This window comes from Mesorhizobium sp. M7A.F.Ca.CA.004.04.2.1 (assembly GCF_004022825.1).
GTDB lineage: Bacteria > Pseudomonadota > Alphaproteobacteria > Rhizobiales > Rhizobiaceae > Mesorhizobium.
The window spans coordinates 1-11,488 of record NZ_RZPH01000067.1 but is presented as its reverse complement, the minus strand read 5'-3'; the positions used below and the strand labels follow the sequence as shown (position 1 = coordinate 11,488).

Annotated in this window: 7 protein-coding genes; 1 reads left to right on the top strand and 6 read right to left on the bottom strand. The window is 61.6% G+C overall.

What is annotated here, in order from left to right:
* The coding region (locus EN893_RS05305) for a DUF5801 repeats-in-toxin domain-containing protein (RefSeq protein WP_206640086.1) at positions 1 to 3,919 on the bottom strand (3,919 nt) is incomplete at its 3' end.
* 666 nt (positions 3,920 to 4,585) lie between these two features.
* Between EN893_RS05305 and EN893_RS39010 the strand changes: the two genes are divergently transcribed.
* Complete coding sequence (locus EN893_RS39010) at positions 4,586 to 5,173, top strand: transglutaminase-like cysteine peptidase (protein WP_236383472.1); 588 nt, start codon at positions 4,586 to 4,588, stop codon at positions 5,171 to 5,173.
* Between the two features lie 59 nt (positions 5,174 to 5,232).
* Here EN893_RS39010 and EN893_RS05295 read toward each other — a convergent pair whose 3' ends face one another.
* The 5 genes from EN893_RS05295 to EN893_RS05275 form a co-directional block, all read right to left on the bottom strand.
* Positions 5,233 to 5,874: a ribbon-helix-helix domain-containing protein gene (locus EN893_RS05295; protein ID WP_127271969.1), complete on the bottom strand. Its 642-nt coding sequence runs from the start codon at positions 5,872 to 5,874 to the stop codon at positions 5,233 to 5,235.
* Entirely contained in the window at positions 5,864 to 7,153 is a 1,290-nt protein-coding gene (locus tag EN893_RS05290; RefSeq protein ID WP_127271967.1) for an HlyD family type I secretion periplasmic adaptor subunit, read from the bottom strand. Before EN893_RS05290 ends, EN893_RS05295 begins: the two co-directional genes overlap by 11 nt.
* A gap of 42 nt (positions 7,154 to 7,195) precedes the next feature.
* Positions 7,196 to 9,328, bottom strand: coding sequence for a type I secretion system permease/ATPase (locus EN893_RS05285; RefSeq protein WP_127271964.1), 2,133 nt, complete (start codon positions 9,326 to 9,328; stop codon positions 7,196 to 7,198).
* Between the two features lie 39 nt (positions 9,329 to 9,367).
* Positions 9,368 to 10,816 (bottom strand): TolC family protein, encoded by a 1,449-nt coding sequence (locus EN893_RS05280; protein ID WP_127267769.1) that lies wholly within the window; start codon positions 10,814 to 10,816, stop codon positions 9,368 to 9,370.
* A gap of 422 nt (positions 10,817 to 11,238) precedes the next feature.
* A partial coding sequence (locus EN893_RS05275; protein WP_206640085.1) for an invasion associated locus B family protein occupies positions 11,239 to 11,488 on the bottom strand: 250 nt, incomplete at its 5' end.

Sequence of the window (11,488 nt, the reverse complement as noted above, 5' to 3'; positions counted from 1 at the left end):
TCGCACCAGCGCCGTCGGCGCCGAAGCTCGACGTGAAGGCACCGGCGAAGCTCTGCGTGTCGTTGGTCGCGAGAACCGTCTCGTCGACCGTCAGCGAGTTGCTGGCGCCAGGCGCAGAGATCGTCGGGCCGTCATCGAGGAAGGTCAGGTTCTGGCCGATGTTGAGCGTCGCAGCCGAGCTGTCGCCGTCCTTGTCGGTGATCGTTGCCGTCAGCGTCACCAGATTGTCGGCATTCAGGCTGACCGGCTCGTTCGGGTTGGCCGTCGGATGGACGACCGCACGCTGCTGGTCGAGCGTCACATTGCCCGACGCATCGGTGGTGACCGTGAACACGATCGCGCCGCCAATACCCGCACGGCCAACCACCTGGCCGGCTTCGAGGCTCAGCACCACGGCCTGGCCGCTCGCCGTGTCGACCAGACCGGTCGCTCCGGCATTGAAGCCAAGCGCATAGGTGATCGCACCAGCGCCGTCGGCGCCATAGCTCGACGTGAAGGCACCGGCGAAGCTCTGCGTGTCGTTGGTCGCGAGGACCGTCTCGTCGACCGTCAGCGAGTTGCTGGCGCCAGGCGCAGAGATCGTCGGCACATCGTCAATGATGTCAACAGAGATGGTCGAGGTCGAGCTGTTGCCGAAGCTGTCGGTCACCGTGTAGGTGAACATGTCTTTGCCGGGCTCCGTCGCGGCGCCGTTGTCGGTAGCAGGCGCCGTCGTGAAGGGCGTGGTTAGCGTGTAGGTATAGTGGCCGTCCTGATCGATCTGCAGCACGCCGTAGGTGCCCTGCACAGTCACCGGGCTGCCGCCGACAGCCGATGACGTGGCCCCGGCGATGTTGGTTACATGCGGGCTGTCCGGATCGCCGAGCGTCAGCGTTCCCGTAACAGTCTCGGCCGTGCTGGACGGGTTCGTGCCCGTCACCGTCCCATGGTCGATGTCGTCACCTGTCGTGCTGGTGTCCAGCGCTGCCTCGTCAACCGTCAGCGTTACCGCAACCGGCTGCGGCGTGCCGCTCGACACGGTGATTGTCAGTGTCGAGGGCGAGGTGTCACCGTCGCCGTCAGTGATGGTGTAGTTGAAGATGTCGACGCCCGACGCGTTCGGGTTGGCGTGATAGCTGTAGCCGCCATTGGCATCGACCGTCAGCACGCCATAGGTGCCTGTCACCGTGCTGCCCGCAACATTCGTCCAGGCAATCGAGGCGATGCCGTCGGCGCCGGCCGTATCGTTGGTCTCGACATTACCCACAACTGTCTGGCCAGACTGCGCCACATCGATATCGGAACTCGCCGTCGGCACGTCGTCGGACACCGTCACATTGACCGTGCCGGTCGCCTGGTCGCCGTCGCTATCGGTGGCAACCACGCCGACTTGGCCCAGATTGACCAAGTCGTCGAGATTGATGCCGGGATGGGCATCGTAGTTGTTGTTCAGCGTCGCCGTCACCGTCGCCACATTGTTGGCAACCGACAGATCGAGCGTCACCACGGTCACGGCGCCGTCCTTGCCGACGACCTGGGTGTCCGACACCCGGGTCCAGGTCAGGTTGGCGCTGTTCAGCCCGCTCAAATCGGTGCCGAAGGCGATCGAGGCGATCGCATCCGAGCCCGGCGTGAAGGTGATCGAGTTCAAGGCGGAGTCCGGACCGGCCGGCGTCGAGCCGTCGCTCAGGTTCTGGTCGTCAAGCGCCAGCGTGATCGGAGCCCCAGCAACCGGGCCTGCGCCGTCGGTGATCGTGAAGGCGATGTTGGCCGTCGACGTGTCGAGGTCGCCGTCCGTCACCGTATAGGTGGCGTTGACCGCAACCGGACCCGAGCTGTTGTCGACCGAGGCATCCGGCGTGAACGCGTAGGACCCGTCCGCCTTCACCTGGATGCTGCCGGCGCCGATGTCGATCGACTGCGAGTAGCCCGTGCCGGCATTGAAGATCAGCGGCGTGCCGTTGACATGCGTCACCGTCGCGCCGTCGGCACCAGCGACGAAGTCCAGTGTTCCCGTCACCACCGGAGCACCTTCCGCAACCGCCTGCGAGGCTTCATTCGCTGCCGCCGGCACATCGTCGACTATTTTGACGGAGAGCGTGGCGTTGGCGCTCTGCAGATCCTGGTCGGTCAACGTGACGGTGAAGTTCTCGAACAGGTCGTTGGTGCCCTGGACGGCGGCATGCGCCTCATTGTCGAGCAGCGTATAGATGTAGCTCACCTGGCCGGTAGCGGCATTGTAAGCCGTCACATTGAGCGTGTTGCCAAATGCGGTGGTGAAGGAGCCCGCCGTGAACACGCCATTGGTAATGAAGGCGTTGCCGTCGATCGCCAGTGAGTTGATGCCGTCGGGAGAGGAGACGGTGAAGGTGCCGGCGCCGGTCTCGGCCGTGCTTGCCGGATCGGACCCAGGCCCGCCCGGCGTGCCGATATTCAACGCCGCCTCGTTGACGACGACGTCGCCGCCGATGGCCTCCGGCGTCAGGTCGGTGATCACAGGCGTCGAGTTGCCGATCGAAATCGTCAGCGTGGTGTGCGAGGTGTCGCCGTCGCCGTCCTTGATCGTGTAGGTGAAGACATCGTTGACGCCGCCGGGCGTGCCGGCAGCGCGCACATAGCTGTAGGAGCCGTCCGCCAGCAGTGTCAGCGTGCCGTAGCTGCCCTGGATCGGCGCGTTCAGCGTGGCCGCATTGTCGACATCGGTGTTGGTGTTGCCGGCCTGCACGCCAACCACAGTTGCGCCATCGGCGCCCTTGGTGTCGGCAACCCCGTCCGTCGCGTTGGCGTCGCCGGCATCTGTTCCGCCAACCAGTACATTGCCTGTCGCCGGGCCAAACTGGCCGGCCGCGATGCTGTCGGTATCGGCAACCGCCGTCGGCACGTCATCGACGATGGCGACGGCAAAGGTGGTGCTGGCCGAATCGCCGTCAACGTCCGTGACTGTGATGCTGAAATTGTCCGGAACCGTGTCGTTGGGATCGAATCCGTTCGTCTGATTGGGATGAGCGACTGATTCGGTCACCGTGTAGTTGTATTCGATGGCACCGGTGCTCGGATTGAAGGAGACGATCGTCAGGAAGCCGAAATCGCCCGGGATCTGCTGGCCGACGCCGGTGACGGTGACGCCGTTGATGACGATCGAGCCAATTCCATCCGGCGCGTCGATGCTGATCGTTCCGATGCCGGAGGTCTCGGCGTTGCTTGGCGCGTCGCTGCCGGGAGATTGTGTCTGGCCGCCATTGAGGCCGGTTTCACTGGCCGCTTCGGTCGGGGCAAGCAAGGACGTGGCCGTCACTGAAACCTGCCTGTCGACGATGGACGGGAACAGTTCGCGCCGCTCCAGGAGTCCGAACTGCAAGGCAGTCGGCGGCAGCAGTGCCGACAGGTCGAACCCGTCGCCGATACCGCCGGGGGGAACCGAGAAATCTCCGCCTGCGCTTGAATTCGAACCGCCAGGACCGGCCGACATGGAACCGTCGGCGCCGAAGGCGACATCGACATGGCTGGCTTCCAGCGCTGCCAGCAGCGCAACGCGCGGCACCTCGACGTCGCCGATGATGAAGGTCGGCACGTTGAGGGCGCCGTCCTTGATCACGATCACCGAGCCGTCGGCCTGTTCGAGCAGAAGGTTTTGGCCGTCGACCTTGATGTTGTCGATGGAAGCGTTGGCCGGAAGCCTCACCACATGGCTGGCGTCGGCTACATATTCGGGCGGCGCGGCTGCCGGCGGTGCCTTTGCTTCCGCGGGGGCTTCCGGCTTGGCAGGCGCTCCGCCGCCGACATCGACCGGCACCGGTTCGGACGCTGCCGGCGCGGGCTGCGTCGAATTTGCCTGTGCGACCCGGATCTCCGCCGGTGATGCCTGATCGCCGTGTTCATTGGACACGGAATGCTCGTTCAAGGAAGCCGAAAAGCTGTCCAACTCGATATTGTTCGTCATGGCTGAAACCCCTCCGATATTTACCGGATAGAGACAGCGGCCACTTCTACTTTGCAACTGCCCCCTAATCTATTTCATATATTATGATATGCATTGCCCGGCATTTTTTACACGTGGTAAACCGCAACAATATAACCTGATATATGTAGGTTTCTGGAGACCTCCTTGACGGATAGCTGGCCGGCATTTTTCCGGTAAACCAAAGTATAAATTTGAATAAAATTTTAAGTAAAATGGATAAAGACAGTTGCTGGATATTTATCCACCTTCCTTTCCAATAATTTGAGACAAGATTGGTAGCGTCCACAGTCAAAGGTGGGCGTTATGAAAAAGCAAAAATCAGTTCCGGGAAAAACCCGGCTCCAGATGCTCCTGCTGGCAATCGGGCTTGTCGGCCTGGCGGGGCCGTCATTTGCGAGCGATATAGCCGCACCCGGCTGGCCTCAGGAGAATATTCAAACGCCGCCTTCTCTCGGCGGTGTTTCGCTGACGAGGCCTCAGCCCTGGCAGCCTGCGGGCGCTTACCGGATCGGTCTGGTCACCGGCAGCTATGGCCCAGATGTTGGCCGCGGGGATGGCTCGTCAACGGCGCGAGATGACGCCGGGATAGATCCGCTGCAGACCGCGTCGATCATTCCGGGGGTCTTCGGATCGGTTGCCTTGTCCATGCGCAATTTTCCCGTCGCGGCTCGCTGGGCGCCCGTCTACCGGGCAATCGCCGCCTGTTCGGCAGGCAGCCCCTGCGAGCACAAGAGCGCGGCTTTTGCCGGCATGATCGCCGCCGCACAAGGCAAGGGGTTCAGCGAGAAGCTGTCCTTCGTCAACAGCAGCGTAAATCGCCTGATCGCCTACAGGAAAGACAGCGTCGTCTACGGCAAGCTCGACTATTGGGCGAAGCCTTCGGAGATTCTCGAGCGGCGAGCCGGCGATTGCGAGGATTTTGCCATCCTCAAGATGACAGCCCTGCTGAGGGCCGGCATTCCCACGCAAAGCATGGCGCTTGTCGTCCTCCAGGATCGCAAGAGAGGCTTCTTTCACGCAGTGCTGTCGGTGAGCACAGGCAGCGGCACCTTCATTCTCGACAGCCTCAGCAACACTGTCGTGCGTGACAGCGATCTTCCGGATTACGTTCCGCTCTATTCGTTCAGCACGGACCGGGCCTGGATCCACGGTTCAAGACCGGGCGGAGCCCAGATGGCCGACATCAAGGGCGGTTTCGCAACCGTCGCACCCGGCGAAGGCTTTCAGCCATAGGTTCGCCAGCATTGGCGATGCATGCAGAGCAACTCCGGTAAGTGTAACGGTGAACTGCTCTAGCCGCCGAAGACGAACGCCATCAGCAGCTCCGGCTCGAGCACCGGAGCCCGCACCGCATTCAATTGTCCCCGGTATCGACGGTCGCCCGCGCCGATGACAAAACCGGTGGCCACCGGCGATTCGCCATTGGCATCGAGCCGCGCGAAGATGTCGGCCACATTGAGGTCCAGCGCCAGCTTGAGATCGTGCCGTGCGTCATCGCTTGGGGCGATCGGCAATTGACGTTTGACGAGTTGCTGGAACGGCGCGTTGAACGACAGGATCTTCTTCGACGAAGCCAGGGCAAAGGCCGGAGACGGGCAAGCGACCAGTATGGCGTTGATGGTGTTGATCGATGCAAGCCTTCGCAGGGTCAGGTTTTCGTCTCCCAACCCACGCATGCAGGCCACCCGGATCGCGGATGTCAAATTGCCTGTCTGTGCCTGGCTTTCGGCGATCTCGTCGATGAGCATGCCGATCGTGCACTTCCTGCTTTCGGCCATCTGCTTCAGCGACATCCAGAATGCCCGCTCCAGACGGATGCCGCGCCGGATGCCGCCGCGCGCCACAACCCGAAATTCCAGTCCAAAATCCTCGGCGGCGACTGGAGGCAGCAGCCGCTCGCGACCGGAATGATGAGGGCTGGCGCTACCGCTCACTCATCGCCTCCTCGCGCGCCTTGTTGATCGGCTTCAGGAGGTAGTGCAGGATCGTCTTGCGCCCGGTCTTGATGTCGACCGAGCAGATCATTCCGGGGATGATCGAGTAGGCCTTGCCGTCTCTTTGAAGGGTGGATTTGTCAGTCGCCACACGCACCTGATAGTAGGGTTCCCCCGTTTTCTGATCGACCAGGCTGTCGGCTGTGATGTTCGAGACCTTGCCCTCGATACCGCCGAAGATCGAGAAATCATAGGCGGTGACCTTGATAAGGGCTACCTGGTCGGGACGGATGAACGCGACATCCCGTGGCGAGACCCGAGCCTCCACCAGCAACGTCTCGGAGGTCGGCACGATGCCGGCCACGACGGCGCCAGGCTGGACGAAGGCGCCTACCGTGTTCAGCTCCAGCGTGTTGACGATGCCATCCACGGGAGAACGGATATCGGTGCGCGCGACCTTGTCGGTGGCTCCCCTTATGGTCTCATCCACCACCGAAAGCTCCGCCAGCGCCTGGGTAAGGTCGTCCAACGCCTCCTGCTGCAATTGCAGGCCGAGTTCCTCGACCTGAAGCTGGGCTTCCGTGATCGACGATTTGATCTTCTTTATCGTTTCGCCCGCAAGGTTCAGCTGGCCGTTGAGCTCGGTCTGTTCGCGCTCCACCCGGAGCTGCTCGGTCCTTGCCATCAGGCCTTTCTTGACCATCGCGTCGACCAGTTTTGCCTCCTGGTCGCTGACGACCAGGTTCTTTGTAAGACGATCGGAATTGGCCTGCGCCTCGGCCAGTTCCCTCTCGCGCTGGTCAAGGCGTGACTTGAGCACGGACAGCTTGTTGTCGAAGTTCCCGCGCCGGGCGATGAGCAGCTTCTGCTCATTGTCGCAGATTTGCGGAGCGACCGACTGGATGTCCTGCGGGCACGGAAATGGGCCCGAGAGATTGCCGGCCTGTTCGTATTTCAGCCTTGCTATGCGCACTTCCAGCGCGCGCGCCTTGGCCTGCTGCTCGCCGAGACTGGACGTGTTGAGCGTGTTGTCCAGGCGGATGATGAGATCGTTCTTCTTGACCACCTGGCCAATCGTCACGGCGATTTCCTGAACGACACCGGCTTCACTCGCCTGAATGATCTGGGTCTTGGAAGCGGGTATGACCTTGCCGTCGCCGCGTGCGATCTCATCGACTTCGGCAAAGGACGCCCAGGCGACGAAGACCACGAAGAGCGCTCCGATGATGAATATGGACGCCGACGCAAACAGCGGCGGTCGATCTTCTCTGGCAAGCATTTCCCACGCCCCAACGCATTGGATGCAGCAATATCTGTTTTGTCAGGCGCTTGTTTTCTGCAACGCCTGTATGACTTGGTCCTTCGGTCCGTCGGCAACGATTCTGCCCTGTTCGATAACGATCAGGCGGTCGGCCAGCTCAAGCATGCTGAAGCGATGTGTCGAGACGATCAGCGTGGTGTCGCGGTCGAAGGCGACTTTGAGCTGCTTGATCAACTGGCGTTCCGATGCGAGATCCATCGAGCCCGACGGCTCGTCCAGAAAGACGATTTTCGGTTTGGTCAGCAGCAGGCGTGCGATCGCCACCGTCTGCCTCTGGCCACCGGAAAGATTGGTGCCGCGCTCGCCGACATTCATGTCGTAGCCGCGCGGGTGGCGTGAAACGAAATCGTCGACGCCGGCCGCCTTTGCCGCTTCGATGATCTGTTCGTCGGTAGCCTCGGGGCATGCCATCAGGAGGTTTTCCTTGATGGTGCCCGAGAACAGGTCGCCGGCCTGCGCAACGATGCCGACCGCGGCGCGAACCTCGGACGGGTGATACTGGCGAATGTCGATCCCATCCAGCAGCAGCTCACCGGAAGTCGGCAGGAAGAGCCGGCCGATCAGCCGCCCCATCGTCGTCTTTCCCGATCCTATGCGGCCGATGATGCCGATCCGCTCACCCGGCTTGACCGAGATATTCAGGCCGGTCAGAACTTCGTTTTCCGAGCCTGGATAGACAAACCCGACATTCCTGAACACCATCGCCCCCTTGCGGATGGGGCGGTTGACGAAGCCCACCGTGTCGGGTCGATCTTCCGGCTGAGCCATGATCGAGTTCACCATTCTCAGCGAGAGCATGGCCTGGCGAAACCGGGACAACGTTATGGCAATCTGGCCGAGCGGCGCCACGGCCCTGCTCGCCAGCATCACCGTTCCTATGATTGCTCCTGTCGAAACATGCCCTTCCGAGAAGGCATAGGCGCCGGCCACGACCAGGGCGACGGTCACCAGCTGTTGTATGGACTGGGTGATGTTGCCCGCCGCCGCCGAAAGCTGCTTGATCTTCTCGGACGTGTTGGCGGCGTTCTTGGAGTGCTCTCCCCATTTTCGCAGCAGATACGCCTCGGCGCGCAGCGACTTGATGGTCTCCAGCGTCGAGATGGATTCGACCAGCAGGGCCTGGCGCTGCGACGCTTCGTTCATCGAGGCGGCGACGCGCTTGCCGATGCGGCGCTGGGTGATCAGGCCGACGATGACGGACATCACGAAGGCCAGCGCCGGTATGATCACCAGCCATCCGCCTATCGCATAGATCACAAGGAGAAAGACGAAGACGAATGCCGTGTCGATGAACACGCTTATGGTGTTGGAGGTGAAGAACTCCCTGACGAATTCATATTGCGTGACCCTGTTTGCGTATTCACCGGTCGAGCCGGGGCGCGCCGACAGCGACGAGTTCAGCACTTTCTCGAACAGCAGATAGGATATCCGGAGATCCGCCTTGCGCCCGGCATAGTCGATGAGGGAGGCCCTGGCCGTCTTCAAGAGCAGGTCGAACAGGATGACCGCGCCGATGCCGAGAGCCAGCACCCATAGTGTCGATATTGCCTTGTTCGGCAGGATCCTGTCGTAGACGTTCATGGTGAAGATCGGCGAGGCTATGGCCAGCAGATTGATGAACACCGCCGCCAGGACGACTTTTGAGTAGGTGCGCCAGAAAGCGCCCATCGTCCCCGTAAGCCAATGTCTCCGCTCGATCCTGGCCGCCGAGCCGACCGACATGGTCTCGGCGGCATTGGCATAGGTGATCGAGAAGGAAGCGCCGCCGCTGATGTAGCTGGCGGCCAGTTCCGATCGGCCGATCGTGGTGCGGCCGTCTTCCTGGGGCGCGGTGATATAAGCATCGTCTTCGCCCAGAGCGAGCAGGGCAACCGGCAATTGACTGACGCGAAAGACGATTGCCGGCAGGTCGATACGCCCCCTGAGAAAATCGCGGTGATTGAACTCGGTGACTTCCAGGCCGATGCGTTCGGCAAGGTGCCTGATATCGTCGGCCGCAATTCGCGTGTCCGAGAGCGGCACGCCGGCAAACAGCACGGTCTCCGCGCTCGGCCTGCCGAGATATCCGGCAACGGCCGAGAAGCAGGCCTTGAACGCCTCCTTGGGAGAGAGGATATTGGGTTGCTGGTTCACGATCTGCCCGTCAGGACGCTCGCTGGACCTTGCGTCGTCTTATTTCTTCCTCACCGGGGCGAGGATATCGAATGGCAGGTCGTTCTTCTGCTCCGATGGCGTCCGCGCATAGGTCTCGGTGTCCGCGGTTTCCGGTGTTGCAAACTCGGTGCGAGCATAGGCTGTCGCTTGCTTTGCCGGCTCGAGATTCATCGTTTTCAGCAACTGTCCGGTCGCGGCCAGGAGCCGGTACTGGGCAAACAGCGATGCGTAGGACGCGGTATCCGCCAGCGTTGCCGTGTTGAACCGCGTATTCTGCGCGTCGAGCACGTCGAGCAGCGAGCGCTGTCCAACCTTGAACTGCTCGCGATAGGAAGCGACCAGCTTTTCATTGGCGGCGGCCTGTTGCCTCAGGGTCTTCGCCAGATCGGCTTGCCGGAAACGGCGATCCCATGAGGTGCGAACGGCTTCCTCGATTTCGCGCAAGACCTGATGATAGGCGAGCCGCTGCTCGCTGGCGCGGCGGATCTGCTCCTGTTCATTGGCCTTGTCTATGCCGCCGCGATACAAATTCCAACGCAGCACCAGACGCGCCTGCAGGTCATTGGTGTCCCCGTCGTCGCCGTCAATGTCGGTGCCTGCCCTGGCCCGACCTTCAGCAATGACTTCAGGGCCATATTTCGCCCGGGCCGCATCCACCAGGGAAGCCGCGGCGTCGATATCGCTGGTGGCCATGTGAACGCGCGGATTGTTCTGTCGTGCCAGGCCGATCGCGTCATCCAGTGACCGCGGAAGCGCGGCGGCGACATCACCCGGCCGCGAAGCATTGACCAGCGGCTTGCCGACGGTCTTGAAGAACCGGATCTTGGAGGCTTCCAGCTCTTCGGTCGCCTCCTGCATGCGGGCCTTGGCCGCGAACAGACGCTCCTCGGCCTGTTGGCGGTCGGCCTCGTTCAGCGCCCCGCCTGAGATGCCTTGCCGGATGTCGCCGAGTATCGCCTGATGGAAACCCAGATTCTTCTTGGCTTCGGAAACGATCGAAGCCTGCAGCATGTATTCGAGGTAATCCTGGACAACGGACAGCCCGATGAATTCGGACCGTTCCAGCACCCGGAACGACGCTCCGTCGACGCGCGATGCCTGGCGGTTCAATTCCGCGCGACGAGCTCCGCTGTCGAATAATTTCTGGGTCACCACCAGATTCGCTTCCGCCGGATAGAGCGAATCGTCCTCTATCGACAGCGAGCGTCGGGAGGAATTGTCGAGCCGGCGAACACCAGCCGATCCCTCGACATCGACACTGGGAAGGTAAAGGCCCTTGGCCTGCCGCAACTCAAACTCGATTGCTTCGCGGTTTTCGATCGCCTGTCCAATCTCGGGATTGGATTCCACCGCGACAGCCATCGCCTCCTTGAGCGTAAGCGCATGAGCGCCCCCGCAGGTCAGCATGGTGGCCGCCATCAACAGACCAAGGCGCCTGCCTATGGCCGACATGTTTGTCGTATTCATAATCCCACCCTAACGTTTCCCCAGCGTCCTTTTTCAGAGCGCTAACCAAGCCAAGGCCTGCCCGTCGGTGGATTATCCACAAATTCACGGAATGTGTGAGCGATTATTGATTTAGAGGGCGCTAAATAGCCCTTTTGGGCAACAAGGCTGCGAGATGTAGCAAAAATAGCACATAACTTCGGCTCGCTGCGGTTGTATCCGGACGCCCCATTCAGTGGGAAAGCACAGAAAATCGCAAGCCAGTGGGCCGATATGCCCAGAATCATGGCCGGTTCGGATAGCGGTTGTCGATAATCCAACCGGAGGTTGAACGCTTTTTCAGGCATGCCCCTTGGGTGCCGGGTCCAAAAAATACTCTGTCGCGGCGGCCGGCGTGCGCGTCATGTCGCTCATCACGGCCAAAAGCTGGTCAGCGCGTACCTCTAATTTGCGCTCAACGCCACCATGCGGTCGAGCGCCGCGGTCAGGCCGCGAAGCGACACCGGGAAGCTCAGCGGGGTCTCGGCGTCCGTCGTGACATTGAGCTTCAGCACCGAGCCTCCCCTCAGCTTTGCAAGCGTCGGCCGATCGACGGTAAAGACGGAGACGCAACCCGTCGGGAGGCAGGTCCTGAATCGCTGCGGGGGCAGTGGCGGCTGATCGTCGATCTGCAGCGTCACGCCCGGATCGAGC